26 protein-coding genes are annotated in these 26,671 nt (G+C 70.7%); 16 read left to right on the top strand and 10 right to left on the bottom strand.

Going from position 1 to position 26,671, the window contains the following annotated elements; genetic code table 11:
- Positions 1-146 precede the first annotated feature (146 nt).
- Positions 147-539 carry a VOC family protein gene (locus KGS77_RS03940; protein WP_242578702.1) on the bottom strand — a complete coding sequence of 131 codons (393 nt, stop codon included), beginning with the start codon at positions 537-539 and terminating at the stop codon, positions 147-149.
- Between the two features lie 251 nt (positions 540-790).
- On the opposite strand from KGS77_RS03940, the gene KGS77_RS03935 reads away from it, so the two are divergent.
- Entirely contained in the window at positions 791-1,321 is a 531-nt protein-coding gene (locus tag KGS77_RS03935) for a GNAT family N-acetyltransferase (protein ID WP_242578701.1), read from the top strand.
- A gap of 4 nt (positions 1,322-1,325) precedes the next feature.
- Here KGS77_RS03935 and KGS77_RS03930 read toward each other — a convergent pair whose 3' ends face one another.
- Positions 1,326-2,009: a glycerophosphodiester phosphodiesterase family protein gene (locus tag KGS77_RS03930; RefSeq protein WP_242578700.1), complete on the bottom strand. Its 684-nt coding sequence runs from the start codon at positions 2,007-2,009 to the stop codon at positions 1,326-1,328.
- A 414-nt stretch (positions 2,010-2,423) separates the two neighbouring features.
- Between KGS77_RS03930 and KGS77_RS03925 the strand changes: the two genes are divergently transcribed.
- From KGS77_RS03925 to KGS77_RS03910, 4 genes are all read left to right on the top strand, one after another.
- The gene (locus KGS77_RS03925; protein WP_242578699.1) at positions 2,424-3,821 is read left to right on the top strand and encodes a DUF6421 family protein; all 1,398 of its coding nucleotides are present in this window, start codon (positions 2,424-2,426) and stop codon (positions 3,819-3,821) included.
- A gap of 137 nt (positions 3,822-3,958) precedes the next feature.
- Positions 3,959-4,723: an SDR family NAD(P)-dependent oxidoreductase gene (locus tag KGS77_RS03920; protein ID WP_242578698.1), complete on the top strand. Its 765-nt coding sequence runs from the start codon at positions 3,959-3,961 to the stop codon at positions 4,721-4,723.
- Positions 4,702-5,790 (top strand): low specificity L-threonine aldolase, encoded by a 1,089-nt coding sequence (locus tag KGS77_RS03915; RefSeq protein ID WP_242578697.1) that lies wholly within the window; start codon positions 4,702-4,704, stop codon positions 5,788-5,790. Before KGS77_RS03920 ends, KGS77_RS03915 begins: the two co-directional genes overlap by 22 nt.
- 151 nt (positions 5,791-5,941) lie before the next feature.
- Positions 5,942-6,646 carry a phenylalanine--tRNA ligase beta subunit-related protein gene (locus KGS77_RS03910; RefSeq protein WP_242578696.1) on the top strand — a complete coding sequence of 235 codons (705 nt, stop codon included), beginning with the start codon at positions 5,942-5,944 and terminating at the stop codon, positions 6,644-6,646.
- On the opposite strand, the gene KGS77_RS03905 is transcribed toward KGS77_RS03910, so the two are convergent.
- From KGS77_RS03905 to KGS77_RS03880, 6 genes are all read right to left on the bottom strand, one after another.
- Positions 6,640-7,746, bottom strand: coding sequence for a hypothetical protein (locus tag KGS77_RS03905; RefSeq protein ID WP_242578695.1), 1,107 nt, complete (start codon positions 7,744-7,746; stop codon positions 6,640-6,642). The genes KGS77_RS03910 and KGS77_RS03905 overlap by 7 nt on opposite strands.
- Complete coding sequence (locus tag KGS77_RS03900; RefSeq protein ID WP_242578694.1) at positions 7,743-8,516, bottom strand: squalene/phytoene synthase family protein; 774 nt, start codon at positions 8,514-8,516, stop codon at positions 7,743-7,745. Before KGS77_RS03900 ends, KGS77_RS03905 begins: the two co-directional genes overlap by 4 nt.
- A 190-nt stretch (positions 8,517-8,706) precedes the next feature.
- A complete protein-coding gene (locus KGS77_RS03895; RefSeq protein WP_242578693.1) occupies positions 8,707-9,036 on the bottom strand; it encodes a hypothetical protein in 330 nt (109 codons plus the stop codon).
- Positions 9,037-9,798: 762 nt separating this feature from the next.
- Positions 9,799-11,019, bottom strand: a complete 1,221-nt coding sequence (locus KGS77_RS03890) for a DUF6596 domain-containing protein (protein WP_242578692.1) — start codon at positions 11,017-11,019, stop codon at positions 9,799-9,801.
- Positions 11,016-11,387 (bottom strand): YciI family protein, encoded by a 372-nt coding sequence (locus KGS77_RS03885; protein ID WP_242578691.1) that lies wholly within the window; start codon positions 11,385-11,387, stop codon positions 11,016-11,018. Before KGS77_RS03885 ends, KGS77_RS03890 begins: the two co-directional genes overlap by 4 nt.
- 269 nt (positions 11,388-11,656) lie before the next feature.
- Entirely contained in the window at positions 11,657-12,370 is a 714-nt protein-coding gene (locus KGS77_RS03880; protein ID WP_242578690.1) for a lysophospholipid acyltransferase family protein, read from the bottom strand.
- 428 nt (positions 12,371-12,798) lie between these two features.
- Between KGS77_RS03880 and KGS77_RS03875 the strand changes: the two genes are divergently transcribed.
- The 5 genes from KGS77_RS03875 (at position 12,799) to KGS77_RS03855 (ending at position 17,655) form a co-directional block, all read left to right on the top strand.
- Positions 12,799-13,122, top strand: coding sequence for a thioredoxin family protein (locus KGS77_RS03875; protein ID WP_347404577.1), 324 nt, complete (start codon positions 12,799-12,801; stop codon positions 13,120-13,122).
- A 433-nt stretch (positions 13,123-13,555) separates the two neighbouring features.
- Complete coding sequence (locus KGS77_RS03870; protein ID WP_242587279.1) at positions 13,556-14,011, top strand: flavin reductase family protein; 456 nt, start codon at positions 13,556-13,558, stop codon at positions 14,009-14,011.
- A gap of 212 nt (positions 14,012-14,223) precedes the next feature.
- Complete coding sequence (locus KGS77_RS03865; protein ID WP_242578688.1) at positions 14,224-15,009, top strand: electron transfer flavoprotein subunit beta/FixA family protein; 786 nt, start codon at positions 14,224-14,226, stop codon at positions 15,007-15,009.
- 66 nt (positions 15,010-15,075) lie between these two features.
- Positions 15,076-16,038, top strand: a complete 963-nt coding sequence (locus KGS77_RS03860; protein WP_242578687.1) for an electron transfer flavoprotein subunit alpha/FixB family protein — start codon at positions 15,076-15,078, stop codon at positions 16,036-16,038.
- Between the two features lie 321 nt (positions 16,039-16,359).
- A complete protein-coding gene (locus KGS77_RS03855; RefSeq protein ID WP_242578686.1) occupies positions 16,360-17,655 on the top strand; it encodes an HpcH/HpaI aldolase/citrate lyase family protein in 1,296 nt (431 codons plus the stop codon).
- 337 nt (positions 17,656-17,992) lie between these two features.
- Here KGS77_RS03855 and KGS77_RS03850 read toward each other — a convergent pair whose 3' ends face one another.
- On the bottom strand, positions 17,993-19,033 hold the full coding sequence (locus KGS77_RS03850) for a LacI family DNA-binding transcriptional regulator (protein ID WP_242578685.1): 1,041 nt from the start codon (positions 19,031-19,033) through the stop codon (positions 17,993-17,995).
- Between the two features lie 372 nt (positions 19,034-19,405).
- Between KGS77_RS03850 and KGS77_RS03845 the strand changes: the two genes are divergently transcribed.
- From KGS77_RS03845 to KGS77_RS03825, 5 genes are all read left to right on the top strand, one after another.
- Positions 19,406-20,359, top strand: coding sequence for an ROK family protein (locus tag KGS77_RS03845; protein ID WP_242578684.1), 954 nt, complete (start codon positions 19,406-19,408; stop codon positions 20,357-20,359).
- A 390-nt stretch (positions 20,360-20,749) separates the two neighbouring features.
- Positions 20,750-21,154, top strand: a complete 405-nt coding sequence (locus KGS77_RS03840) for a DUF2089 family protein (protein ID WP_242578683.1) — start codon at positions 20,750-20,752, stop codon at positions 21,152-21,154.
- The gene (locus KGS77_RS03835; RefSeq protein WP_242578682.1) at positions 21,151-21,411 is read left to right on the top strand and encodes a hypothetical protein; all 261 of its coding nucleotides are present in this window, start codon (positions 21,151-21,153) and stop codon (positions 21,409-21,411) included. The genes KGS77_RS03840 and KGS77_RS03835 overlap by 4 nt, the downstream gene beginning before the upstream one ends.
- A gap of 23 nt (positions 21,412-21,434) precedes the next feature.
- Complete coding sequence (locus KGS77_RS03830; protein ID WP_242578681.1) at positions 21,435-21,863, top strand: hypothetical protein; 429 nt, start codon at positions 21,435-21,437, stop codon at positions 21,861-21,863.
- 112 nt (positions 21,864-21,975) lie between these two features.
- On the top strand, positions 21,976-22,791 hold the full coding sequence (locus KGS77_RS03825) for an alpha/beta hydrolase (RefSeq protein ID WP_242578680.1): 816 nt from the start codon (positions 21,976-21,978) through the stop codon (positions 22,789-22,791).
- 168 nt (positions 22,792-22,959) lie between these two features.
- On the opposite strand, the gene KGS77_RS03820 is transcribed toward KGS77_RS03825, so the two are convergent.
- A complete protein-coding gene (locus tag KGS77_RS03820; RefSeq protein ID WP_242578679.1) occupies positions 22,960-25,044 on the bottom strand; it encodes an NPCBM/NEW2 domain-containing protein in 2,085 nt (694 codons plus the stop codon).
- Between the two features lie 283 nt (positions 25,045-25,327).
- On the opposite strand from KGS77_RS03820, the gene KGS77_RS03815 reads away from it, so the two are divergent.
- Positions 25,328-26,485 carry an ABC transporter substrate-binding protein gene (locus KGS77_RS03815; RefSeq protein ID WP_242578678.1) on the top strand — a complete coding sequence of 386 codons (1,158 nt, stop codon included), beginning with the start codon at positions 25,328-25,330 and terminating at the stop codon, positions 26,483-26,485.
- The last annotated feature ends 186 nt before the right edge of the window (positions 26,486-26,671 follow it).

Raw genomic sequence — 26,671 nt, 5'->3', positions numbered from 1 at the left:
GATGCCCGAACGCGGTCCTGTGAACCCGGTGCGAACCCGAGCGCACGGACGCACACAGGGGTGCACATGGGGCCCTGCGACCGGCGACGGGCCGGGCGGAGGGCCAGGCGGAGGGCCGGGCGGCCACTTGCGCGGCGGCCGGAGCCTCAGATTCCGGGGCGGTAGCGCAGCGGGTGGTCGGCGGGGACCTGCGTCAGGACGATCCGGTGGCCGTCCGGGTCGGCGATCCACATCTCGATCAGCCCCCACGGCTCGCGAACCGGAGGGCGCAGCACCTCCACGCCGCGGGCCACCAGTTCCTCGTGGGCGGCCCGCACGTCCGCGACCTGCATCCACAACTGGAGTCTGCCGCCCGGCGCTTCCTGCGAGCGCCCGGAGACCTCCAGGAAGCCGCCGCCGAGGAAGTACACCGTGCCGCGCTCGGGCCCCGTACCGAACTCGCGGAAGATCTCCAGGCCCAGCACCTGTCCGTAGAACGCCCGCGACCGCTCCGGATCGGCCGGCCGCACCAGCACCCTGCTGCTCAGTACATGCACCATGCCAGGACCCTACGCCGACGCGCGGCGCGGACGGGGGAGGCGGACGAAGGGAGCGAGAAGGGAGCGAGAAGGAGCGGACAGGAGAGGGGGCAGGGGCCGGGAAGCGGCGGCAGGTGACGACGGGCGACGGTATCCGTACCGGGTGATGGCGCGCGTCCCGTATCCCGGTCTCCCCGGGACCGCCGCCGGCCGGCTTGTTAGCCTCCTGTCCCGTACCGCACCCGTCCGCCCCGGAGAGGACCCCGCGCACCATGCCCACCATCGAGCTGACCTTCCGCGCCGCCACCGAGGCCGATGTGCCCGGGCTCGTCGAGCTGATCGAGTCGGCGTACCGCGGCGAGGCGAGCCGGGCGGGCTGGACGACGGAGGCGGACCTGCTGGACGGCCAGCGGACCGACCCGGAGGGTGTGGCGGCCGTCGTGCGCGACCCCCACAGCCTGCTGCTGATCGCCGAGCGCGACGGCGTGCTCGTCGCCTGCTGCCAGCTCGAACACCGCGGGGAGCACGTCTACTTCGGGATGTTCGCGGTCCGCCCCGACCTCCAGGGCGGCGGCCTGGGCAAGGTGATCATGGCCGAGGCGGAGCGGACGGCGCGGACGCGGTGGGACGCCCGTGAAATGCACATGACCGTCATCAAGCAGCGGGCGGAACTTATCGCCTACTACGAACGCCGGGGCTACCGGCGCACCGGCCGGATGAGCCCCTTCCCGTACGGGGACGAGCGGTTCGGCATCCCGCAGCGCGACGACCTGGAATTCGAGCTGCTGACCAAGGCCCTCTGAGGCCCTACGCCGTGAACCGCACCGCCCGCCGGATCTCCGGGTGGTCCGTCACTGCGCCGTCCAGCCCCAGCCCCCGTGCCAGCCGCAGGTGATCGTGGGTGTTGACCGTCCATCCCAGGACCTTCAGGTCCGCGGCGTGGGCCTGCTCGACCAGTTCGAGCGTGAGCCGGCGGATGTTCAAGGAGAGCGTGGACGCTCCCACGGCCCGCGCCCGCTCCACGACGTCGGCTCCGTAGAAATCGGCGACCAGCGCGGTCGGCACGCCCGGCAGCAGCTCGCGGATCGCGGCCAGCGCCTCGTCGTGGAAGGAGATGATGTCGACCCGGCCGACGAGGTCACGGGTCCGCACCACCTCGGCCAGCACCCGAGCCGCCGCCACGTCCTTGATCTCGGCCTGCAGCGGTGCCCGTACGGCGTCCACGACCTCCTCGAAGACGGGGATCCGCTCGCCCTGCCCGGCGTCCAGTTCGCGCAGCTCGGCCAGGGTGCGGTCGGCGATGGGGCCGCAGCCGTCGGTCGTGCGGTCCACGTGCGCGTCGTGCATGACCACGAGCGCGCCGTCCTTGCTCAGATGCAGGTCCAGCTCGATGACATCGACACCTTCGTGTTCGGCGCGGACGAAGGAGCGCAGGGTGTTCTCGGGCTCCACGCCCATGAGTCCGCGGTGACCGATGGTGAGGAAGGACAAGGCTGCCTCGTTTCTGTCGGCGTCTGTCGGCGTGTGATTGGCGTCTGATCGGCGAGTGATCGGCGAGTGATCGGCGTCTGTCGCAGCGGATGCTCGAAACGGCGCACAGCCTAACGGGCCGGGGCGACGGTGGGGTGAACCTCGGACGCTCCCGATGCGTGTCCCGCCCCCTTCCCGCCCCCTTCCCGTCCTCCCGTACGGCCCCGAGGCCGCCGACGGAGCAGGCCGGGACAGGAGGAAGCGGCGAAACACCCGGGACGGCAGGCCAGAAAGTGACGCTTCGGCGGCGATGGGCGGGAAAAACAGCCGTGACCATGGGGCGGAGACAGAAAAATTTTCTCCTGAGCCCTTGAGCGTCAATCACTGGCTGGTTACGGTGGGCCGCACCACACGATCTCCTGCCGGAGGGTAGTCATGACGGAAATTCTTTCGCCTGTGGATGCTCCGACGGGCACCGCGACCGCAGACCGTGTGGTCGCGCACCCCGCCTGGCCCGTGCTCAAGAACGCTGTCGAGACCATCCGCCCCTGGCAGTCCAAGGACGGCTCGATCGACCTGGAGGCCGAGGGCGCGCCCGGCGCCGACGCCGTCCGCGCCGAGGTCGAGCGCGCCGTCGCGGCCGTCGAGGAACTCTCCCCGCTCCTGCCGCACGACGCGGCCTACCACCGCGCGCTCGTCGCCGACCTGCGCCGCTGGGCCGACGGCGGCTTCGCCGTACCGGACTTCCTGGACTCGCTGCTCGCCTTCCAGCCCGCCGAGCAGCGGGTCGACGGCCTTCAGCACCTGGTCGTCTTCCCGATGTACACCCAGAACGGCAACCCGGACCGCAACTTCGAGGCGGTCGTGCTGCGCATGGTGTGGCCCGACTGGCTGGCCGAACTGGAGCGCACGCGCTACGACAACCCGCTGTTCTGCGGCATCACCTTCGAGGACTTCACGGCCGGGTACGACACCAACTCCGCGGTCCTCTTCCCGGAGACCATCGCGGTGCGCCAGGCCCCCGAGCGCTTCACCTGGGGCGCCATCTTCTGCGACCGCGAGGCCGCCCGCTTCCGGCGGGTCAGCGAGGCCGCCGTGCAGACCCTGGGCATCGAACTGCCCGAGGACATCCGCGACATGCTCGCCGACCAGGACCGCTGCCAGCAGGCGTTCGTCCTGTGGGACATGATCCATGACCGTACGCACAGCCACGGTGACCTGCCGTTCGACCCGTTCATGATCAAGCAGCGCCAGCCGTTCTGGATGTACGGCCTGGAGGAGCTGCGCTGCGACCTCACCGCTTTCAAGGAAGCCGTCAAGCTGGAGGCGGAGGGCCTTCCGCAGGCCCGCGACATCCAGTACGCCGTGATCTTCGACCGGATGTTCCGCTTCCCCGTCACCGGCGACCGGGTGCGCAACTACGACGGCCTGGGCGGTCAGCTCCTGTTCGCGTACCTGCACCGGCACGACGTCGTACGCTGGACGGACAACACACTGCACATCGACTGGGAGCGGGCCCCGCAGGTCACCAACCAGCTCTGCGGCGAGATCGAGAAGCTCTACCGCGACGGCATCGACCGGCCCAAACTGGTCCACTGGTTCGCCGCCTACGACCTCGTCTCCACCTACCTCGCCCCGCACCCCGGCTCGGTCTGGGCCAAGGGCCCGGACGCCTTGGACCTGGACCAGCCGCCGCGCAAACTCGTGGACGAGGTACTGCCGGACGAGTTCCCGCTGAGCATGTTCTACGAAGCGCTTGCCAAGAAGCTCCGCCGGGTGATCGCCTCGACCAAGGGCATCACGGCCGAGCGCGCCGAACCGGCGATGGTGTGAGCGACGCCGTAGGCGTCAGGCGCCGGCCGGGTGCCTGGGGCCCGCCACAGGCACCCGCGACACCCGGGCCCCGAACCGACAGGGGCCTTACGGCCAGGGCCCACCAAGAGCATCAGGGAATCGAGGAGGCGACGGAGATGACTACTTCGAAGGGCGGCGGACAGGGGCCGCTGGAGGGCGCGGTCGTGGCGGTGGCCGGGGCGGGCGGCCCGGCCGGGCGCGCCGCCCTGCTGCGGCTGGCGGAGGCCGGCGCGGTGGTCGTCGCCGCGGACGCCGACCCCGCGCGGCTGGCCGAGGCCGTCGACGCGGCCCGGTACGCCCACGGCGGCGCGACCGTCACCGGCGACACGGTCGACCTGCTCGACCTGGACGCCACCCGCGCCTGGGCGGACCGTACGGAAAAGGAGTTCGGCCGGATCGACGGCCTGGTGCACCTGGTGGGCGGCTGGCGCGGTTCGGCGACCTTCGCCGAGACCGACCTCGCCGACTGGGACCTGCTGGAAAAGCTCCTGATCCGTACGGTGCAGCACACCTCCCTGGCCTTCCAGGGGCCCCTGGAGCGGGCCGGCGACGGGCGTTTCCTGCTGATCAGCGCGGCCGGCGCGAGCAAGCCGACGGCCGGCAACGCCGCGTACGCCGCAGCCAAGGCCGCCGCCGAGGCGTGGACGCTGGCGCTGGGGGACGCCTTCCGCAAGGCGGGGGGCGAGGACGGGCCGAAGGCCGCTGCTGCCATCCTGATCGTCAAGGCGCTCGTCAACGACCAGATGCGCGCCGAGCGACCGAACGCAAAGTTCGCGGGCTTCACGGACGTCAAGGACCTGGCCGAGGCCATCACGGGCGTCTGGGAGCGGCCCGCCCGGGAAATGAATGGACAGCGCCTGTGGCTGACCCCCGAGCCGTGACCGACCGCAAGACCGACGCCAAGCGTCGCCACGACACCGAGCTGCGCGGCTTCGCCAGTGACAATTACGCGGGTGTCCACCCGGAGGTCCTGGAGGCGCTGGCCCTGGCCAACGGCGGCCACCAGGTCGCCTACGGCGAGGACCAGTACACCGAGCACCTCCAGCGGGTGATCCGCAGCCACTTCGGCCCGAGCGCCGAGGCGTTCCCGGTCTTCAACGGGACCGGCGCGAACGTCGTCGCCCTCCAGGCGGTGACCGACCGCTGGGGAGCGGTGATCGCCGCCGAGACGGCGCACATCCACGTCGACGAGGGCGGTGCCCCCGAGCGCGTCGGCGGGCTGAAGCTGCTGACCGTACCGACCGAGGACGGCAAGCTCACCCCCGAGCTGATCGACCGGCAGGCGTACGGCTGGGAGGACGAGCACCGCGCCATGCCGCAGGTCGTCTCGATCACCCAGAACACCGAACTGGGCACGGTCTACACCCCCGACGAGGTGCGGGCCATCTGCGAGCACGCCCACGAGCGCGGCATGCTGGTCCACCTGGACGGTGCCCGCATAGCCAACGCGGCGGCGTCGCTGGACGTACCGATGCGGGCGTTCACCTACGCCGTGGGGGTGGACATCCTCTCCCTCGGCGCCACCAAGAACGGCGCGATGTTCGGCGAGGCCGTGGTGGTCCTCAACCCGGACGCCGTACGGGCGATGAAGCACCTGCGCAAGCTCTCGATGCAGCTCGCGTCCAAGATGCGCTTCGTCTCGGTGCAGTTCGAGGCACTGCTCGCCCGCGACCTGTGGCTGCGCAACGCCCGGCACGCCAACACCATGGCGCAGCGGCTCGCGGCCGGCGTCCGCGAGGTCGACGGAGTGGAGATCCTCTACCCGGTCCAGGCCAACGCCGTCTTCGCGCGCCTCCCGCACGACGTCAGCGAACGGCTGCAGAAGCGCTACCGCTTCTACTTCTGGGACGAGGCGGCGGGCGTCGTCCGCTGGATGTGCTCCTTCGACACCGCCGAAGAGGACGTCGACGGCTTCCTCACCGCCCTCCGGGAAGAAATGGGCCGCTAAGCCCGCACGGGCCACTCGCCGGGTCCACTGTAGTGCACCAAAGGGTACGGTTTGCTGAACCGTACCCTTTCGTGCTCCAATGCGCCCGGCGAGGCCCCTCCACGGCCTCGCCACCGGCAGACGCTCCCACCGACCCGCGAGGCACCCCACCATGCTCCTCACCCTCCACGTCTCGGACGACGTACGTACCCTGGCGCCCGGCTTCGGATACCTGGCCGTGGAAGCACACGGCCTGACCAACGGCCCGAGCGACGACCACAGCTCGGCCCTCCTGGACGAGGCCACCCGCCGCCTCACCGAACGCCTGGCCGGCCGCGCGCCCCAGGACGACCCGCACATCGCCGCCTGGCGCGCCGCCTACGCCGCCTTCGGCAGCAAGCCCTCCCGCACCCGCAACTCCGCCGAGGCACTGGCCAGGCGCGCCCTCGCCGACGGCAGCCTGCCCCGCATCAACCGCCTGGTCGACCTCTACAACGCCATCAGCGTCGCCCACCTCATCCCCGTCGGCGGCGAGGACCTGGACCACATCCAGGGCTCGATGCGCCTCCTGCGCGCCACCGGCGAGGAACCCTTCGTGACCGCGGCGGGCGGCGAGCACGTCATCGAACACCCCGAGCCGGGCGAGGTCGTGTGGTGCGACGAGAAGGGCGTCACCTGCCGCCGCTGGAACTGGCGCCAGGGCACCCGCACCCGCCTGACCGACACCTCGGTGAACGCCCTGTTCCTCCTGGAACGCATGGCCCCGATGACGGCCGGCGAACTCCAAACGGCCGCCGCCGAACTCGCCGAGTCCCTCCAGAAGATGTGCCCCGACGCCCGCATCGAGGTCGGACGGCCGCAGCTTCGCGACTACTGACCAACTGAAGCGCCGCGGCGGCGCTCGCCTTCATCGCCTTCGCGGCGAAGCAGGCTTCGCGATCGGGCACAAGCCCGGTTCGAGGCCGCGTATCTGTCGGTTTCGGCGAGCCAGGCGAGGTGTCCGGCGATGAAGTCCTTGAGGGCGGCGGTGTACGGCTCGATGGCTTCCGGGTTCCGGGCGCCCAGGTGCTCGCACAGGTGGAGGAAGCGGTCGGTCAGCCGGCGCAGTTCGGTCGCGGCTTCTTCCATGCCTTCTTGGACAGTGGTGCCGTGTTCGCGGGCAAGGAGGACAGCGAGATTGAGGTCGTCACCAAGACCGACGTCGCTGGGGCAGGTAACGATCTCGTTGGTGGTGGTGACGATCTCGATCGCCAAAGTGGTCAGCGTCTGGACCTCGGGTTCCTGCACGACGGAAAGGGGCAGTTCGAAGCCGCCTGCGATCTCCAGGACAACGGTGTAGATGCCCAGGCCGCTGGTGGCGTGGCGGATGTGCCGGTACTCGGCGAGCGTGGGCGGCTTGCGAGCAGTGGCGTGGACGGCTTCGGCGGTGAAGCCGTGGCCGAGGAGAAGGATGGCCTGGTGCAGGCGGGCGAGTTGTCCGGGGCCGGCCACAGTGGACAGACGCTGCCACAGGTCGTGCAAGGCACTCTCCAGTGCGCTTCGGGTTCGGTGGTGGGGGTCCCTCATCAAGATGCGGTCGAAGGCGAGCCAGTGATGGGCGAGTGCGGTCAGCTCGCCCGTGCGGGCAGCGGGTTCGCTGAGCCGGTCGTCGAGCGTGGCCATCCACAGGACCGTGTAGCACGCCAGGGTGACCCGGTCGATGGGCCCGGTCGGACACAGCCAGGCGCCGGCCCGGCCGACCATCTGCTGTCCACGGGCGGTCACCTCGGCGCCCGACCGGTCCAGATGATGGGTGCGCATCCAGTCGAGCAGACGTTGTTCCAGCGCGTCGGCGTCCGGGTGCAGGCGGGCGGGGAACGGAAACGAGAGGGCCGGCACGACCAGGGAGCCGGGGTCTTCGACCGGCGGTTCCGCTCTGCCGTTGGCGTCGCTGTTGGCGTCCCTGGTGTCGGCGTCCCTGCTGTTGGCGTCGCTCATACGGGGCCGCCATTGCGTGAGGGGGTGGTGCAGCAGGCGCTGTCCAGTGCGCGGTGAGCACGGGCGAGCGGCTGTTGGCAGAAGGCCCGGGCGGGGCCGGGGGACAGCGCGGCCACGTACAGGTCGGCCTGGGCGAGTTCCGTACGGCAGTAGGCGGCCAGGTGGGAGCGCTGCCAGTGATCGGGCCAGAAGTCGACATCACGAGTGATGTCGGTGTCGCGGTCGATGAGGATGTTGACGGCCTGGAGGGCACGGCCGTAGGCGATGCCGTGGGTGCGGTCGGTGCGGGTGCCGTCGTGCCAGGCCCACAGATCGGACAGCATCAGGACGAGGGTGCCGGCGACGGCGTAGGTGTAGCGGTTGAAGTCCTGTTCGGTGTGGATGGCGAAGTCGGCCTCGGCCCAGTCGGCCATGCGGTCGGCCATGGTGGCGAAGGTCTCCAGTACGCGTGGGGCGATGTCGGACGGGGCCAGGTCCGACCATTGACCCAGGCGGCGGGTCACCTCGGGCAGTTGGTGGTGCGGAGACAGCAGCGTGGTGAAGTCGTCCTCCGTGGAGCGGGATTGCCACAGCGCGGATATGTCCCGCAGCAGGGTGGCTTTGACGGTGCCTTCCAGAGCGGGGTGGTCCTCGATCTCGTCGATGCCGCGCATACATAGGTACGCGGCTGTGGTGGCTTCGTTCAGCCCGGGTGGCATGCTGACCACCGGGTCGTACCAGGTGGTGCTGTAGGCGCGGACAACGGTGTGCGCCTCGTCCAGGACAGTCATGGCGGGTCCGTTCCTTTCTGGACTGGTTCGCTCTGATCACTCGGAAGGGGAAAGCTCGGGCTCCAGGCGCCCCGACCGGGCGTCCGCCTCCTCCCGCGTTCGTTCACCTCACTGACCTCGGAACAGCGGTGCCTCCCCGGTGCGGTCGGGTGCGAATGTGCGCACCTGTTGGGCGGGCCGCCTGCTGGTGTCACGAGGAGGTCTTCGGAGCCCGCCCCGAGGCGCCCGCCGCCTTGGCGCTGTCCGGGGCGGCGGCGGTCTGCTGCTGGCGCAGCAGTTCCTCGATCTGGCCCAGCCTGGTCCACAGCGCGGTCAACTCGACCTGTCCGACGGCGTCATCGGGGTCCGGACCGTGGCGGCGCTGTGAGCGCCGGCCGCGCTCCGGGCACAGGGTCCTGCTCAGCGAGTCGCGGGTGTCGTGTTCGAGGTCGCCGACACTGTCGAGGGCGTCGTCGAGCAGGTCTTTGATGTCATCGACGATGTTCGTCAGGGACCGGGTGATGCCGGTACGTCGGGTCATGCTCGTCTCCTTCGCGCTGGGTGTCAGCCGGGGCGGGTGGTCACGGTGCTGGTATCCGGCTCCGGTACGCGGGCCGGAAACGCAGCGGGCTCAGCGGCGCCGCGGACAAAGGGCGAGGGTCCCCCTGAGAGCGCCGAGGACGGGTAGGCGGGTATCTGACGCAGGAGGCTCCCCGCGTTTTCCGGCAGGGGAAGCCCCGGCACCGACGCACGATGTGGCTTCCCCCGCCAGGCCCGCGCCGCGGTGGCCCCGGTGGTTCCCCGGCCGGCAGCGCACTCGAACAGGCCCATTCGAGAGCACCGCAAAGCCCGGCCCCTGGCAACCCCGTTCCGGCGGCGCACGGAGTAACGCCCCCCAGCACTCCCGCCGCGCACACGCGGTCCACCCCGCAGAGCGCATCCGCCGCCGCCACCCGGCCCCGCGCACCACCCCACCCCTGCCACCGGCCGGCGTCTTGTGCGCCCGGTACGTTCGCCAACGCGGCAGGTCATCACGCCACCGGGCCCCGGACGTCGACCTCCATCTGCACACCCACGCAGCACGAATGCCCCACGGTCCACGGCCGACGGCCGGCAGCCCGACCGGATTTCCGACCGCGCTGCACCGCGCGCCCCTGACGACCGTCACCCTTCCATGCGTACCGATGCGCCCTTGGCGCCGCCGGTCGCCGCGCTGTCAGCCTCCCTGAAGCAAACGGAACCCACTCCGCAGGCAGCAGCGAGGGACAGCGTTCCGCGAGCTGCCCCAGCGGAAGCTTGGACGTCAGGCCGTCGGCCGCACGCGGCCGGCCCGGGACTGCAGATAGCGCTGTTCGGCGAGGCTGGCGGTCGACTTCGCGGCGCGCCGGTAGAGTTCGTACGCCCCGGCCGCGTCGCCGGCTTTCTCCAGCAGATGCGCCCGTACGGACAGCAGCCGGTGATGCCCGGCCATCCGCTCGTCGCTGTCCAGTACGGACAGCAGGGCCAGCCCGGCCGACGGGCCCTGGATCTCGGCGAGTGCGATCGCCCGGTTCAGGGTGACCATCGGGTTCGGCGCGATCCGTTCCAGGATCAGGTAAAGGGCGTGTACCTGCGGCCAGTTGGTCTCCTGGGCCGTGGCCGCGTCGGCGTGCGTGGCGGCGATGGCGGCCTGGAGTTGGTAAGGACCCAGTGCCGGGCCGGCCAGCGACACCTTGACCAGTTCCAGCCCCTCGTCGATCAGCTCGCGGTCCCATCGCGTACGGTCCTGCTCGTCCAGCGGCACCAGGTCACCGGCCGCCGTCGTACGTGCCGTGCGGCGGGCGTGGGTCAGCAGCATCAGCGCGAGCAGCCCGGTCACCTCGCCGTCCTCGGGCAGTTGCGCATGCACCATCCTGGCCAGCCGGATCGCCTCGCGTGCGAGGTCGGCGCGGTGCAACGCGCTGCCCGAGGAAGCGGTGTAGCCCTCGTTGAAGATCAGATAGAGCACGTGCAGGACGGCCCGTAGCCGCTCCTCGTGCTCCGCGCCGTCCGGCAGGGCGAAGGAGCTGCCGGCGGCCTTGATGCGCTGCTTGGCCCGGCTGATCCGGGCCGCCATCGTGGCCTGCGGCACCAGGAACGCGCGGGCGATCTCGGCCGTGGTCAGGCCGCCGACCGCCCGCAGCGTCAGAGCGATCTGGGAGGCCGCGGTCAGCGTCGGATGGCAGCACAGGAACAGCAGGACGAGCGTGTCGTCGGTGTCCGGCACCTCCTCGGGCACCACTTCGGTGGCCGTGGTCGCCTCCCGCTCGCGGCGCGCGTGGTCGCTGCGCATCTGGTCGATGAGCCGCCGGGAGGCGACCGTCGTCAGCCAGCCGCGCGGGTTGTCCGGGACTCCCTGCGCCGGCCACTGCACGGTGGCGGCCAGGGCGGCCTCCTGTACGGCGTCCTCACACCCTTCGAACTGGCCGTGCCGGCGTACCAACGTGCTCAGGACCTGCGGCGTCAGCGCACGCAGCAGGTCCTCGACGGCTGGTGCTGCTGTCATGCCTCCAACTGTCCGTCAGCGAACATCACCTGCCGCACCTCGACCCCCAGACCCTCGATCGCGGTGTCCGGGATCCGCGTCGCCAACTCGATGGCCCGCTCCTTGTTCTCACAATCGATCAGGTAGAAGCCGCCCAGGTACTCCTTGGACTCCAGGAAAGGACCGTCGGTCACCACCGGCCGGCCGCCTCGTACGGACACCACGGCGGCCTGGGACGGGTCGACCAGCGCCTGTGTGGTGATCAGCTCGCCGCTGCTCTTGAGCGCCTCGATGAACGCGCCGTGGCCGTCACCGATCGCCGCCTTCTCCTCGTCGGTCAGCGCGTCCAGGACATCCGGGTTGATGTGCATGCTGATCAGGAACTTCATCGCGTACTCCTCGTGTTCCGCGGGCCCCGGCCGGGCCCTTCGACCTGTTGGTCGGAGCCGCTGCCGCCGTCTTGACATCGCCCGCCAGAACTTTCGCAGGGGCTTGCGCCGGCGCCCGTGACGGATGCGCGGGACGCCCGTCCGTACCGGTCCCGTCCGCAGTGATGTCAAAGAGCACGTCCAGCAACGTCCGCGTTCCCGGGCCAGGAGGCGACTTCCTCACAGCACCCCGCCGGGGCCGGGCCGTGATCCACCGAGCGGTGGCGTGCTCAGCCCGCCGTGCCCGGGGCGGGGGCGGTGCCGCCGAGGTGGGCGGGGATCCACCAGGTGTCGTCCGGGCCCTTGGGGCGTACGGGGTAGGCGCGCTGGGCGGCTTCCAGGAGGTCCTGGACGCGGGCCCGCAGCCGGTCGGTGATCTTCTCCGCCTGTTCGTCCTGCGGGGCTTCCATCGGCTCGCCCACCCGGATCGTGATCGGGTAGTGGTTGCGGCCCAGGTCGCGCTTGTGGCCCTTGGTCCACAGCCGCTGCGTGCCCCACAGCGCCATCGGCAGCAGCGGTACGCCGGCCTCCTGGGCCAGCCGTGCCGCGCCCGACTTGAAGTTCTTCAGGGTGAAGGATTCGGAGATCGTCGCTTCGGGGAAGACTCCGATGATCTCGCCCGAGCGCAGTGCGGACAGGGCGTGCTTGTAGGCGTGCATGCCCTGCGCCCGGTCCACCGGGATGTGCTTCATCGCGCGCATCAGCGGCCCCGACACCTTGTGCCGGAACACCGACTCCTTCGCCATGAAGCGCACCAGGCGCTTGGCGGGCCGGGCCGCCAGGCCGCAGAAGACGAAGTCCAGGTAGCCGATGTGGTTGCTCACCAGCACCGCGCCGCCCCGCCGCGGGATGTGGTCGGACCCCGCTATGTCGAACTTCAGGTCGAGCGCCTTGAAGGCAGTGCGGGCGGCGGCGATGACGGGCGGGTAGACCAGCTCTGCCATGTCGGGGGACCCCTTCTGTATGCCTGGGGAGGGTTCTCCCGGCAAAAAGTTACGCGGCCGTAGGTATGCGGCTTTCGGGAGATCGTGCCCGATCGCGGGCCCGCGGGCCACTGCGGGGGCTGCTGCGGCCGGGAGATTCTCGTCACGTATGCGGCACACCGGTGCATTGCCTCCGCAGCAGAAGGTACACCTCGCGTCCCGAGAGGTAACGGGGGCGTGGCCTTTGATAGCGGTGCTGTGGTCGTCATCGAGCCGCCATAAGCAAGATGGAGGAGGGGGAGGATATGACATAGGGGGCGGGAATCCGTGGGGCGTGTCGGGCGCTGTACTCCCGGAGAGAAGGACGAACGGAGCCGGCCGGGGCGCGGGGGATGGGAGAGTTGAGGGTGCCGGGACAGGACGGACGGAAGGAAGAGGAGCGGGGTGTGATGCGGCTGGGGGCCGAGGAGATCGGCGCGGAGCTGGGGGCACGGGCGACGCTGGTGCAGTTCTCCAGTGCCTTCTGCCAGCCCTGCCGGGCCACCCGGCGCACCCTGGCCGACGTGGCGGACATGGTGCCCGGTGTCGCGCACGTCGAGATCGACGCCGAGGCACGGCTGGAACTCGTCCGTGCGCTGGAGGTGGCGCGCACCCCGACCGTGCTGGTCCTGGACGCGGACGGCACGGTCGTACGCCGCGCGGCCGGTCAGCCGCGCCGGGCCGACGTCATCGCGGCCCTCGGCGCCGCGGTCCGTGATGGATCTCCCAGTTGACGGGGCCGACCTTGACGGTGCGCGGCGCGCGTCGTCAGTCCGACGTGATGCGGCCGGGCTTCCTTCTCCACCGGCGCGCTCACGCGGATCTCGTGCCTACTGCGAGCGCGCGCCGTCCGGGCGTGTGAGCGGCGATCGCCCGGCCCGCGGCAGCCGTGCCGCCGGCTCCGGCCCCGCAGCCGCGGGCGGCACCCCTGCCGGTGGCTCGGCCCCGGCCCGTACACCCCAGCAGAAGGACAGCAGCTCCATGACGGCCTCGCCCGATCCCGGCACGCCCTCTCCCGCCGCGGCCTGTGCCGGCCCTGCCCGTACGGCCGCCGGTGTCGGCGATGCCCCGGATGTCCCTGAGGTCTCCGGGGCCTCGGGCGTTCCCGATGCCCCCGATGCCTCACGTGACCCGCACGCCCCGCGCGTTCCCCACACCCCCGATCTTCTGCGCTCCGTCTTCCGGCGGCACGCGGCGGGTGTCGCGGTGATCACCGCCCACGGCTCGCGCCCCGTCGGCTTCACCGCCACCTCCCTGACCTCCGTCGCCGCCGAACCTCCGCTGATCTCCTTCGGCATCAGTACGGGTTCCTCCAGTTGGCCCGCCGTCTCCGAGGCCGAGCACATCGGCGTCCACATACTCGGCGAGCACCAGGAGGAGCTGGCGGTCACCTTCGCGCGCAGCGGCGCCGACCGTTTCGCGGCGCCCACTTCCTGGCGCCGCGGCCCCGAAGGCGTACCGGTCCTGGACGGCGTACTGGCCTGGCTGGTGTGCAAGGTCCTGGCCCGGGTCCCGGCCGGTGACCACCGGATCGTGCTCGCCCAGGCCGTCGCCGGCGACCCGACGGGCGGCGGCCGTCCGCTCCTGTACCACCAGGGGCGCTTCAACGCGCTGCGCGACTGAGAGGTTCCGCGCGCCGCCCGCTGCCACCCGGAAGAAGGCCGTTGGCAAGGTCACAGTTCAACGGCCTTGCTTCCGGGGAATGGGGTGGGTGTACTGGCGAGTAATATTTCGGTCGGCGCGGGGAACGTATCCGGCCGGAAGCCGCCCCAACAGGCGCCTATGCTGCCACCACAAGGCAGTTCGGAAGAGTCGAAGCAGGTAGGAGAGCCGGCGTGAGCCTGAGGATCGTTGTCTGTGTGAAGTACGTGCCCGACGCCACCGGCGACCGGCACTTCGCCGAGGACCTGACCGTCGACCGCGACGACGTGGACGGCCTGCTCTCGGAGCTCGACGAGTACGCGGTCGAGCAGGCCCTGCAGATCAAGGAGGCGGCCGACGACGCGGAGATCACGGTCCTGACCGTCGGTCCCGAGGACGCTAGCGACGCGCTGCGCAAGGCGCTGTCCATGGGCGCCGACAAGGGTGTCCACGTCGAGGACGACGACCTGCACGGCACCGACGCGCTGGGCACCTCTCTCGTGCTCGCCAAGGCCATCGAGAAGACCGGCTACGACCTGGTCGTCTGCGGCATGGCCTCCACCGACGGCTCCATGGGTGTGCTGCCCGCGCTGCTCGCCGAGCGCCTGAACGTACCGCAGGTGACCCAGCTCTCCGCGGTCTCCGTCGAGAACGGCGTGGTCAAGGGCCGTCGCGACGGCGACACCGCCAGCGAGCAGCTTGAGGCGTCGCTGCCGGCCGTCGTGTCGGTGACCGACCAGTCCGGCGAGGCCCGCTACCCCTCCTTCAAGGGCATCATGGCCGCCAAGAAGAAGCCGGTGGAGACCCTGGACCTGGAAGACCTGGAGATCGAGGCGGACGAGGTCGGCCTCGAAGGCGCCTGGACCAAGGTCGAGGACGCGGCCGAGCGCCCGGCCCGTACGGCGGGCACGGTCGTCAAGGACGAGGGCGAGGGCGGCAAGCAGCTCGCCGAGTACCTCGCGGGCCAGAAGTTCATCTGAGCCCGCCGACGCGTACGCGTACGAGCACCCCAACCGCCCGTATTTTTCCCGCAGGAGAGCAATCCCATGGCTGAAGTCCTTGTCTACGTCGACCACGTGGACGGCGCCGTCCGCAAGCCCACCCTCGAACTGCTCACCCTCGCCCGCCGCATCGGCGAGCCCGTGGCCGTGCACCTCGGCGCCGGCGCGGACACCGCCGCCCCCGTGCTCGCCGAGCACGGCGCGGTCAAGGTCCTGACCGCCGATGCCCCGGAGTTCACCGAGTACCTGGTCGCGCCGAAGGTCGACGCGCTCCAGGCCGCGTACGAGGCCGTGTCCCCGGCCGCCGTGCTGCTGCCGTCCTCCGTGGAGGGCAAGGAGATCGCGGCCCGCCTCGCGGTCCGTATCGGCTCCGGCATCATCACCGACGCCGTCGACCTGGAGGCCGGCGACGAGGGCCCGGTGGCCACCCAGTCCGTGTTCGCCGCGTCCTTCACCACCAAGTCCCGTGTCTCCAAGGGCACTCCGGTCATCACCGTCAAGCCCAACTCCGCCGCCCCCGAGGCCGCTCCGGCCGCCGGTACGGTCGAGCAGCTCGCGGTGACCGTCGCCGACTCCTCCAAGGGCACCAAGATCGTCTCGCGTACGCCGCGCGAGTCGACCGGCCGCCCGGAGCTGACCGAGGCCGCGATCGTGGTCTCCGGCGGCCGTGGCGTCAACGGCGCCGAGAACTTCCCGCTCATCGAGGCGCTGGCCGACTCGCTCGGCGCGGCCGTCGGCGCCTCGCGCGCCGCCGTGGACGCCGGCTGGTACCCGCACACCAACCAGGTGGGCCAGACCGGCAAGTCCGTCTCGCCGCAGCTCTACATCGCGGCGGGCATCTCCGGCGCGATCCAGCACCGGGCCGGCATGCAGACCTCGAAGACCATCGTCGCCATCAACAAGGACGCCGAGGCGCCGATCTTCGACCTGGTGGACTACGGCGTGGTCGGTGACCTGTTCGACGTCGTCCCGGCGCTCACCGAGGAGGTCAAGTCCCGTAAGGGCTGACCCTGTCGGATCCGGAACCGGGACAACTCCGGTTCCGCGGACCGCCGTCCGTGAGGCCCCGTACGCCGTGTGCGTACGGGGCCTCACGGCTGCGGGGGAGGCGGGCAGGGGACGGGCGGGCGACGGCTGGGGGCGGCGGGCGGGGCGACGGTTCCCCTGGAGGGGTGTTGACCTTGGCGCCGGGCGTGGATAGCTTCGGTGTGCGGATTATTGATTCCGTACAGCGGAAGCATTGTCCGGTCGGCAGGGTCGGCGCGCCCGCGCGGCGACGGGCCCGGACGTGGACGCGGGCGCGAGCACCGGAAGGACGGCGAGAGCCGAATGGGGCAGCACCGGACCGTGGCGACCAGCCTCGCGCCCGCTGTAAGGAAAGACATAGGCGCCTACCTCGCCGAGGTCGACACCCAGCTCGCGCGCCGCTACCCCGGAGACCCCGGGACCCGCCAGCCCGTCCACACGGTCTATGTGCCCGCCGACGCCTTCACCGCCGGCACCGTCCGCTCCTGGGGGGACGCGGCCCTCGCCGCCCTCGACGCGCACGCCCCCGACGCCGCCGCGCTCGCCTCCGTACTGGGGCTCTCCGACGCACTGGCCCGGCCGGTGTACGAACGGGTGCGGGCCAAGCTGGAGCGCGAGCCGGTCGAGGACCTGCGGGTGGACTTCGAGGACGGGTACGGGCCGCGCCCCGACGCCGAGGAGGACGAGGCCGCCGCCCGTGCGGCGGAGCTGGTCGCCGCCGCGTACCGGGACGGCACCCCTGCGGACACCGCGCCGTACATGGGCATCCGCATGAAGTGCATGGAGGCCGCCGTCCGCGACCGCGGCATCCGCACCCTGGACATCTTCCTCACCGGCCTCATGGAGGCGGGCGGCCTGCCGGACGGACTCCTGCTGACCCTCCCGAAGGTGACCTACGCCGAACAGGTCACCGCGATGGTCCGGCTGCTCGACGCCTTCGAGAAGGCCCGGGGCCTGGCGCCCGGTCGCATCGGGTTCGAGATCCAGATCGAGACCACCCAGGCGATCCTCGGACCCGACGGCCGCGCCACCGTCGCCCGCATGATCGAGGCCGCCGAAGGCCGTGCCACCTCCTTGCACTACGGCACGTTCGACTACAGCGCCTCCTGCGGGGTCGGCGCCGCCCACCAGTCCCTGGACCACCCGGTGGCCGATCACGCCAAGGCCGTCATGCAGGTGGCCGCCGCGGGCACCGGCGTGCGGCTGTCGGACGGCTCTACCAACGTCCTTCCCGTCGGCCCGACTTCACGGGTGCACGACGCCTGGCGCCTCCATCACGGCCTCGTACGGCGGTCGTTGGCCCGCGCGTACTACCAGGGCTGGGACATGCACCCGGCCCATCTGCCCACCCGCTACGCCGCCGTGTACGCCTTCTACCGCGAGGGACTTGAGCAGGCCGCCGACCGGCTGACGGCGTACGTGGCCAAGGCGGGCTCGGACGTCATGGACGAGCTGGCCACCGCCAAGGCACTCAGCGGGTACCTGCTGCGCGGGCTGGACTGCGGCGCTTTGGACAGCGCCGAGGTGTCCCGGCTGACCGGGCTGACGCGAGCCGACCTCGACGGGCTGGCCGGGCGGGCGGGCGGCCGGCCGCACTGACGGCCGTCCCGGCGCGCTGATCCGCCGCCGTGGCGTCCCAGGCACCCCTTGGTGCCCCTGGTTCGCCTGGTGCCCCTGGTGCGTCGCCCCGGTGTCCCGCGGTCGCGCGGCCGGGCCGTTGTCAGTGCCTCGTGCGAGCATGACGTTCGTACGCGACATCCACGTCCGCGACATCGGTGTACGTGGCCGGGGCGTACGCGCGGGCCCGCGTTGCGCGGTCCGTCGGTGCGGGGCGACGGGGGTGGGGGCGATGGGCGCGGGGTGGAAGGCGGATGTCGCGCGGTGGTGGCGACGGCTGGTGCAAAGCGTGCGCCGGGGAGGGGCGCCAGGACGCGGTTCAGGCCGAGACAGGGGGGAGTTCGCCGGAGCCGCGCGGGATGAGCCGGGTGGGGATCTCCAGCCGGCGCGGCGCCTCGGCGGCTCCGTCCAGTCGGCGGAAGAGGAGGTTCGCGGCGGTATGGCCCAGACGTGCCGCGTCCTGGGCGACGACCGTGATGGCGGGGGTGACGAGGTCCGCGAGCTCGAAGTCGTCGAAGCCGACGAGCGCGACGGGGCGGGGGCGCTCGGCCAGGACGCGGACGACTCGGACGGTGACCCGGTTGTTGCCCGCGAACAGCGCCGTGACCGGGTGCGGGCCGTCCAGCATGGCGGTGGCCGCGAACCGTACGCGCTCGGCGGCGGTGGAGCCCAGCGAGACCCAGGACTCGTCGACGGGCAGACCCGCGTCGGCCATCGCCGCGCGATAGCCGCGCAGCCGCTCCGTGGCGGTGTGGATACGGGGCTGGTCGCCGATGAAGCCGATGCGGCGGTGGCCGTGCGCGATCAGATGGGCCACCGCCTCCCGCGCGCCGCCGAAGCTGTCCGAGAGCACGACATCGGCGTCGATGCGCCCGGCGGGGCGGTCGACGAAGACGGTGGCCACGCCCGCCGCGATCTCCGGCTCCAGATACCGGTGGTCGTCGGCCGCCGGGATGATGACCAGGCCGTCCACGCGCCGGGCACACAGCGCGAGCACCAACTCCTGTTCGCGCGCCGGGTCCTCGGCGCTGGAACCGTTGATCAGCAGGGCGCCGTGGTCCCGGGCGACCTCCTCGACGGCACGGTTGAGCGGGCCGTAGAAGGGGTCGGCCAGGTCCTCCAGGACCAGGCCGATGCTGGCGGTACGGCCCTTGCGCAGGATGCGGGCGGAGTCGTTGCGGCGGAAGCCCAGCGCGGTGATGGCTTCCTGGACGCGCCGTTCGGTGTCCGCGGTGACGCCCGGCTCGCCGTTGACCACACGGGAGACCGTCTTGAGCCCGACGCCGGCGCGTGCCGCCACGTCCTTCATCGTGGGCCGGGTTCCGTAGCGGCGGGTCGTGCCCCGGGCGGTGTCGGTCACGGTACGCGGTCCTGTTTCTGTGGGATGGTCCGGCGGGGTTGTCGGAGTGGGCTGGTGGGGACCGGCCGGATTCGTGGAAGCCCGGTCGGGCAGGGGCGGTTCCGGGCCCGGGGCGGTCTCGTCAGGAGGGGGTCTGAATTGCTTCCGAGTCGATACCGGCAGAGGCGGTTCTGTTGGCAGTCGGGCCCGTCGCATGGTGGGGAGGTGATGCTTGAGGTAACCCCTCGGGTGCTTTGCGGGCGTGCGGGTGTGTGCGGACGTGTGGCAGCGAGCATATCCTCTAGACAACGTTGTCAACTGCGGCGAGACTGGTGATCCCCCTCCGGGTCCGCCTCCGGAGCGCCCGCCCGTCCACCAGGAGAATCCACACCGATGCACACGGACCTGAGCGCAGCGCTGGACATCGGCGGCACGAAGATTGCCGGTGCCCTGGTGGACGGCCACGGCAGGCTGCTCCTACGGGCCGCCCGCCCCACCCCGGCCGGCGAGGACGGCACGACGGTCATGCGGGCGGTGGCGGAGGTGCTCGGCGAGCTGGCCGCGGGGCCGGACTGGTCCCGGGTGGCGGCGGTCGGCATCGGCAGTGCCGGCCCGGTGGACGCCAAGGCCGGTACGGTCAGCCCGGTCAACATCCCCGGCTGGCGGGACTTCCCGCTCGTCCGGGAGGTGCGGTCGCTGGCCGGTCGGCGCCCGGTGGTGCTGGTGGGCGACGGGGTGGCGATGGCCGCGGCCGAACACTGGCAGGGCGCCGCACGCGGTCGCGCCAACGCCCTGTGCATGGTGGTCTCCACGGGCGTGGGCGGCGGTCTCGTCCTCAACGGCCGACTGCACCCCGGCCCCACCGGAAACGCCGGTCACATCGGCCACATCAGTGTGGATCTGGACGGCGACGTCTGCCCCTGCGGCGCCCGGGGCTGCGTCGAGCGCATCGCCAGCGGACCCAACATCGCCCGCCGCGCCCTGGCGGACGGCTGGCGTCCGGGCCCCGACGGGGACACCAGTGCCGCGGCCGTCGCCGCCGCGGCCCGCGCCCACGACCCCGTCGCCGTCCGCTCCTTCGCGCGTGCCGCCCAGGCCCTGGCCGCGGGCATCGCGGCCACCGCCGCCCTGGTCGAGATCGAGATCGCCGTCATCGGCGGGGGAGTGGCGGGTGCCGGAGACATCCTGTTCACACCGCTGCGCCGGGCCCTGCGTGAGTACGCCACCCTGTCCTACGTCCGGGACCTGACGGTCCTGCCGGCCCGTACGGGCACCGACGCCGGCCTGATCGGCGCCGCGGCTGCCGCCCAGCAGACCCACCTCCCCACCTTCGCTCCCACCGCCTGATGTAGACCTCCACGCGGCCGAGCAAGGGGCATCATCGTCCGGGCCCGCACGGGGCAGGGCGGCGGTATGCCCTCATCTCCCGACCCCGACGTGCGCGCCTCCCGCTCCGGGGGCGCTCCGCCGTGTCCACGCTCGTCAGCCTGCCCCTGGCACCGTCCGACCGGAGCCTGGCGCGGGGCTCGCGGGGTTCCTCATCGGATACACCCTGGCGGGGCTGCTCCTGTACTCGCGGACTGGACGCTGCCCCGATACCGGCGCAACGCCGACTGCCGACTGCCGACTGCCGACTGCTGATCCGGGTGGTCGGTTCGCCGAGAAGTCGAATAATCAAAGTCGAACTTAAGAAACTGAAAGCCCGTGCGTTGACGCATTGAAAATATCAAGATAGACATGGAGCGTGAACAGGTCGCCGAGAGTAGGGAGCCGAGGATGGACTGGCAGGACCTGACGGACCTGACGCGCGGTCGGCCGTTCGCGGTCGAGCGGGTCCGTCTCCTCGACAACGGCGTCGCGGTCGAGGGGCGGTTCGAGCCGCCGCAACTGGCCCAACTCGACAGCGACGACCAGGTCTTCGTCGCCGCGTTCGTCCGGGCGCACGGATCCATCAAGGAGATGGAGCGGGTTTTCGGGGTGAGCTACCCGACGGTCAAGTCCCGGCTGAAGCGGATCGCCGAACAGCTCGACTTCGTCGATGTCGATCCGGCACCCACCAGCGCAGCCGACGTCATCGACCGACTGCGCCGGGGAGAGATCGACACCGAGGACGCCCTGGCCGAACTGGAGCGGAACCGGTGATCCCGCAGTTGGTGACGGTGCGCGTACACCGTTCCAACGGCCGGCGGGTGCGGCTGTACATCCCCGTCGTGCCGGCGGTGCTGGTGCTGTCGCCGCTGCTGCTGCTCGCCGTACTGGGCGCAGTGGTCGCATGTCTCATCTTCCGGATCGGCCCGGGAGGTGCGCTGCGCGGTGCCGGACAGGTCCTGTGGGCGTTGCCCGGCACCCGGTTCGAGATGGCGCAGGGCCGGACAGCCGTGCTGGTCGGCGTCAGATGACTCGGAGAAACAGGAGCACACATATGAACGAGCAGCGCCGCCAGATCCTGGAGATGCTGGCCGAAGGAAAGATCACCGCGGACGAGGCGGAGCGGCTGATCGAAGCGCTCCAGCGCCAACAGCCCGGGACGCCGCCGGAGTCGACGTACCGCCCGAAGGCCCGGCCCAAGTACCTGCGCGTGGTCATGGACGCCGAGGACGAGACCGGCGGCGGCCCCACCCGGCTCAACGTCCGTGTCCCGCTGCAGTTGCTGCGCGCCGGCGTCCGGCTCACCACCCTGCTCCCGCCGGCGGCCATCACCAAGGTCAACGCGGAGCTGGCCAAGGCCGGCGTACCGATCGACCTCGCCGAGCTCAAGCCGCAGCACCTCGATGACCTCATCGAGCACCTCGACGACGTCATCGTCGACCTCGACGACCCCAGCTCCAAGATGCGGGTCTACTGCGAGTGATACCGCCCGGCACGGGAGCGCGGGCAGACGGGCGTCCGGTCCGGTCCGGGTGATCCATGTGCACGGCACGGAGAAGTCGAACAACGCGCACTTGACCCCTCAGGCGGGACATATGACTAACGGCAGCACTTTCTTAACCGAGACGAGCTGGACCGGCATGGTGCCGGTCGACGATACGGCCCTGGCCGTCACCGACACCGGCGGTACCGGCACCCCCGTGATCTACCTCAACGGCCAGTTCGCCACGCAGGGGTACTGGCGGCGGGTCATCGCCGACCTGGGTACGCAGTGGCGGCACATCACCTACGACGAGCGGGCCCGCGGCCGGAAGTCGCGGCGTTCGGCGGACTACTCCTTCGAGGCCGCCGTCCGGGATGTCGATGCCGTGCTCGCGGCCCGGGGCGTGGACCGGGTGCTGGTGGTGGGCTGGTCCTACGGAGCGTTCGTCGCGGCCCACTGGGCCGGCCGGAACCCCGGCCGCAGCGTGGGCGCGGTCCTGGTCGAGGGCGCGCAGCCGTACGACTGGCTCACCGAGGAGTTGGAACAGGGGATCCGGAAGGCGTTCCGGCGATGGCGCTGGGTCATGCCGCTGCTGCGCCCGACGGGGCTGACCCCGCGGATGACCGCCGACCAGATGGCGGACAGCAACATCGAGCTGGGCCAACTCGCCTGCGCGCAGGAGCTGGGCCCCGTTCTTGACGGCATCACCGTCCCGACGCGGTACGTGGTTGCTTCGGGGGAGTCCTTCGGCAGCCAGGGCGGGCACGAGCAGATACGCACCAGCCTCCCCGCGGTGACCGAACGCAACCCGAACATCCGCATCCACGCGAAGGTCCCCAGCAACCACGGTGCGATCCTGCGCAAGGACTTCCGCGCCGTCGCCGAGGCCGTACGTGAGGTCGCCGCCATCGACCGCGGTGAGCGCTGAAGAACACGGCCGGCGGACCGATGGCCTCGATGACCGACGGCCCCGATGACCGCTGGGCGGACCCGTAGTGGGTCCGCCCAGCGGTTCAGCGGCGTTTCGGGGACCCGGCCCCGGTGGCGCTCAGCGGGTCACCGGCTCAGCGGGTCACCGGCCCGGTGGCACGCCGGTTCAGCAGGTGAACTTCGCATCGGCCCAGTCGGCGTGGTCGTACGTCATGCCGTTCCCGGCGTCCGTCACCACGATCTTGACCATATGCGCTTTGGAGACATCGGCGCTGACCGTCTTGGCCGGGTCCTTGCCGGTCAGGATCCCGGTCGCGGCGACCCGTTTCCCGTCCGCCCACACCTCATAGGTGACCGAGCCGTTGTCGCCCGACTCGTCGTCGATCCCGGCCTGTGCACGGAAGGCCGTGCAGCGCCCGCCGGTGTAGAACGTCACCGCGCTCGGCGCGTGCGTCCCGAGTCCCTTGGCGTACCGGACGCCGCCGATGGCGATCGGTTTGCCGTCAGCGGCGTTCTTCTCGCCGACGCTGGTGTCCTTCTCCACCGGGCCCCAGCCGTTGGTCGCGTCCAGCCAGGGCAGGTCACTGGCGTACGGGGTCCCGCGGGGTGGCGGCATCACCACGTACGCCATCGCGGCCGGTGTGGAGGTGATGCGCTGCCCGCCCGGCGAGCGGTAGCCGGCGGTCAGCGTCAGCTCGTACGCGCCGGCCTTCGCATGGTCGGGCGGAACGATTTGCCACGAGGTGACCAGGTTCTTTCCGCCGGGGAGGGCATCGGCGCGGGTCGGCGAGAGGGCCTTGATCCGCCAGCCCTGCGGGCCGGTGAGCCCGACCTCGACGTCCCGGGCGGGGGCACGGCCCAAGTTGGCCACGGAGGTGCGCAGTCCGGCGGTGTGGCCCGCCTCGATCATGGGCGTACGGTCCGTGCCGGCCTCGACCGCCGGCGGGTACATGGCCCAGCGCTTGTCCACGGACGCGCGGAAGACGACCGTGCCGTGCGCCGGAACGGTCGCAGAGATCGTGCCGGTGGTGTGGAAGTCCTGGTGCTTCCACAGGTCGCGCAGCCGGTAGCCGGGCGCCTTGGGCAGGCCCACGGCCTTGGCGGTCGTGGTGATGCGCTGCGGCTGGTCGGTCTCGTTGAACAGCGCCACCGCCCGGTCGCCGCCGGCCAGTTGCTTGGCCACGGTCCAGCGGCCGTTCTCGGACTTCACGACGGTGCCCTGCTTGCCCAGCGGGTCCTGGTCCAGCGCGATGACCTCGCGGTTGTTGAGGATCTCGAAGGTCTCGGGCGTCGCCTTGCGCAGGTCGGTGCCGATCAGCAGGGGTGCGGCCATCATCGACCACATCGAGAAGTGGCTGCGGTACTCCGTGCCGCTCATGCCGCCGTTGCCGACCTCCAGCATGTCCGGGTCGTTCCAGTGCCCGGGGCCCGCGTACGGCGCCAGCGGCAGGTTCTTCTTCAGGATCGAGACCATGCTCGCCCAGTTGTCCTTGATGTCGCCGGTCGTACGCCACAGATGGCCGACGTCCGCCGCCCACAGCCAGGGCTTGTTCTCCCCCCACTCGCAAATGCTGTAGACGATGGGACGCCCCGTCGCCTTCAGGGCGTCGCGCATGGTGATGTATCGCTTCTTGGCGTCCAGACCCTGGTTGTTGCAGTTGTCGTATTTGAGGTAGTCCACGCCCCACTCGGCGAACTGCCGGGCGTCGGATGCCTCATGGCCCAGGGCGCCGGGCATGCCGACCGGATCGCACGTCCTGGTGCCCGCACTGGTGTAGAGGCCGAACTTCAGGCCCTTGGAGTGGATGTAGTCCGCGACGGCCTTGATGCCGTTGGGGAAACGGGTGGGGTGCGGGACGAGTTTGCCCTGGGCGTCACGGGTGGGCCTGGCCCAGCAGTCGTCGATGTTGACGTACTGATAGCCCGCCGCTTTCAGGCCCTTCTCCACGAAGAGATCGGCGATGCCTTTGATCATCGCCTCGTTGAATTCGGCCCGGCAGTACGTGGAGTTCCAGTTGTTGAAACCCATCGGGGGCGTCTTGGCGAGTCCGTCGGGGAGCCGGGGTGCCACGGCTGTTCCAGAGGTGTCGTCGTCGGCGTCGGCGGCGGTGCTCGCGGCACCCGCCGGGCCGGCCGCGCGGGCCGTGGCCGGCAGGGCCGTCAGCCCCGCCGTACACAGGACCGCCGCGGACAGCGCTCCGACGATTCTTCGGCGACCGTGCCGGATGGTCCTGGGGGTGTGTGGGCGCATGCGTCGCGTCCTCCGTCCTCACAAGAGGTGCAGTGGAGTCATGGACCGGTCACTGGCGAGTGTTTACGGTAGGGCTTGTTGGAGTCTGTTGGAAGAGTAGCGGTAACGGTTGGCGGGCTCCCCGTCAAAACCCTTGACGTGGCTGGTTATTGGGAGTGAGATCCCCCCACTCGCGTTCGTTTCTGTTTGGTTCCATCCCTGACGAGGAGGGGACATGGTCCAGCCGACGTTCAGTGGATCTGCGGCGTATGGCGGCCCGAGAGGACCTCGGACGTCCGGGGGGATGTCCCGGCGTACGCTGCTGCGCGGTGCGGCGACCGGCGCCGGGGTCCTGGCCCTGCCGTCCCTGCTGGCCGCCTGCGGCGGCGGCCCGAGCGGTGTCACGCTGGGCTCCAACGCCTCGGACGCCGTACCGAAGAAAGCCTTCGCCGAAGCCTTCAAGGCGTACGAGAAGGAGTCGAAGAAAACGGTCAAGGTCAACACCGTCAACCACGAGAACTTCCAGGAGAACATCAACCGTTACCTCCAGGGCACCCCGGACGACGTCTTCATGTGGTTCGCCGGTTACCGCATGCAGTACTTCGCGCAGAAGGGTCTGCTCACCGAGATCAGTGATCTGTGGCGGGGCTTCGAGGGGTTCTCCGAAGCACTGAAGAAGCAGTCCACCGGCAAGGACGGCAAGCAGTACTTCGTTCCCTATTACTACTACCCGTGGGCAGTCTTCCACCGGAAGAGTGTCTTTAAAGACAAGGGCTATGAAGTCCCGAAGACCTTCGATCAATACCGGGCACTGGCCAAGCGCATGCAGAAGGACGGCCTGGTGCCCTTCGCGTTCGGGGACAAGGACGGCTGGCCCGCGATGGGGACCTTCGACTACCTCGATCTGCGGGCCAACGGCTACGACTTCCACATCGCGCTGATGCGCGGTCAGAAATCCTGGACCAGTCCGCAGGTCAGGCAGGTCTTCGATCTGTGGCGCGGGCTGATGCCGTACCACCAAAAGGGCGCCAACGGCCGTACGTGGCAGGAGGCCGCGCAGACCCTCCAGAGGAAGCGGGCCGGCATGACGGTTCTCGGGCTGCCCCACCCGGGCCAGCAGTTCAGCGCCGCGGACCGGGAGGATCTGGACTTCTTCCCCTTCCCCGAAATCGATCCCGCCCACGGTCAGGACGCGGTCGAGGCGCCCATCGACGGGTTCCTGATGTCGAAGAAGGCCAAGGACGTCGGTGGCGCCAAGGACCTGTTGAAGTTTCTGGCCACCCCCGGGCGGAGGAGATCTACCTCAAGAGCGACCCCAACAACGTCGCCGTCAACTCCGGCGCCGACACCACCTCCTACAACGTGCTCCAGAAGAAAGCCGCACGGCTCGTCTCGGGCGCCAAACAGATATCGCAGTTCATGGACCGTGACACCCGGCCGGACTTCGCCTCCACGGTCATGATCCAGGCGATTCAGCAGTTCATCACCAAACCGGACGACATCGACGGCCTGGTGAACGACATCGAGCGGCAGAAGAAACAGATCTTCGCCACGGAGTGAAGCACGGGAGCGGACCAGACCGACGCGCTCGAAGGTGGCCGGGGAGACCGACGCTCCCGGCCCGCCCGACGTGACCCACGGGGAGCCG

The sequence above is a fragment of the Streptomyces sp. MST-110588 genome (genome assembly GCF_022695595.1).
Classification (GTDB): domain Bacteria; phylum Actinomycetota; class Actinomycetes; order Streptomycetales; family Streptomycetaceae; genus Streptomyces.
This window is presented reverse-complemented; position numbering and strand designations above follow the sequence as displayed.

Bases quoted from the DNA above. Each gene is read 5' to 3' on its own strand.
- KGS77_RS03940 (WP_242578702.1), bottom strand. From the start codon at position 539: ATGGTGCATGTACTGAGCAGCAGGGTGCTGGTGCGGCCGGCCGATCCG.
- KGS77_RS03935 (WP_242578701.1), top strand. From the start codon at position 791: ATGCCCACCATCGAGCTGACCTTCCGCGCCGCCACCGAGGCCGATGTG.
- KGS77_RS03925 (WP_242578699.1), top strand. From the start codon at position 2,424: ATGACGGAAATTCTTTCGCCTGTGGATGCTCCGACGGGCACCGCGACC.
- KGS77_RS03920 (WP_242578698.1), top strand. From the start codon at position 3,959: ATGACTACTTCGAAGGGCGGCGGACAGGGGCCGCTGGAGGGCGCGGTC.
- KGS77_RS03910 (WP_242578696.1), top strand. From the start codon at position 5,942: ATGCTCCTCACCCTCCACGTCTCGGACGACGTACGTACCCTGGCGCCC.
- KGS77_RS03905 (WP_242578695.1), bottom strand. From the start codon at position 7,746: ATGAGCGACGCCAACAGCAGGGACGCCGACACCAGGGACGCCAACAGC.
- KGS77_RS03900 (WP_242578694.1), bottom strand. From the start codon at position 8,516: ATGACTGTCCTGGACGAGGCGCACACCGTTGTCCGCGCCTACAGCACC.
- KGS77_RS03895 (WP_242578693.1), bottom strand. From the start codon at position 9,036: ATGACCCGACGTACCGGCATCACCCGGTCCCTGACGAACATCGTCGAT.
- KGS77_RS03890 (WP_242578692.1), bottom strand. From the start codon at position 11,019: ATGACAGCAGCACCAGCCGTCGAGGACCTGCTGCGTGCGCTGACGCCG.
- KGS77_RS03885 (WP_242578691.1), bottom strand. From the start codon at position 11,387: ATGAAGTTCCTGATCAGCATGCACATCAACCCGGATGTCCTGGACGCG.
- KGS77_RS03880 (WP_242578690.1), bottom strand. From the start codon at position 12,370: ATGGCAGAGCTGGTCTACCCGCCCGTCATCGCCGCCGCCCGCACTGCC.
- KGS77_RS03875 (WP_347404577.1), top strand. From the start codon at position 12,799: ATGCGGCTGGGGGCCGAGGAGATCGGCGCGGAGCTGGGGGCACGGGCG.
- KGS77_RS03860 (WP_242578687.1), top strand. From the start codon at position 15,076: ATGGCTGAAGTCCTTGTCTACGTCGACCACGTGGACGGCGCCGTCCGC.
- KGS77_RS03855 (WP_242578686.1), top strand. From the start codon at position 16,360: ATGGGGCAGCACCGGACCGTGGCGACCAGCCTCGCGCCCGCTGTAAGG.
- KGS77_RS03845 (WP_242578684.1), top strand. From the start codon at position 19,406: ATGCACACGGACCTGAGCGCAGCGCTGGACATCGGCGGCACGAAGATT.
- KGS77_RS03840 (WP_242578683.1), top strand. From the start codon at position 20,750: ATGGAGCGTGAACAGGTCGCCGAGAGTAGGGAGCCGAGGATGGACTGG.
- KGS77_RS03830 (WP_242578681.1), top strand. From the start codon at position 21,435: ATGAACGAGCAGCGCCGCCAGATCCTGGAGATGCTGGCCGAAGGAAAG.
- KGS77_RS03825 (WP_242578680.1), top strand. From the start codon at position 21,976: ATGACTAACGGCAGCACTTTCTTAACCGAGACGAGCTGGACCGGCATG.
- KGS77_RS03820 (WP_242578679.1), bottom strand. From the start codon at position 25,044: ATGCGCCCACACACCCCCAGGACCATCCGGCACGGTCGCCGAAGAATC.
- KGS77_RS03815 (WP_242578678.1), top strand. From the start codon at position 25,328: ATGTCCCGGCGTACGCTGCTGCGCGGTGCGGCGACCGGCGCCGGGGTC.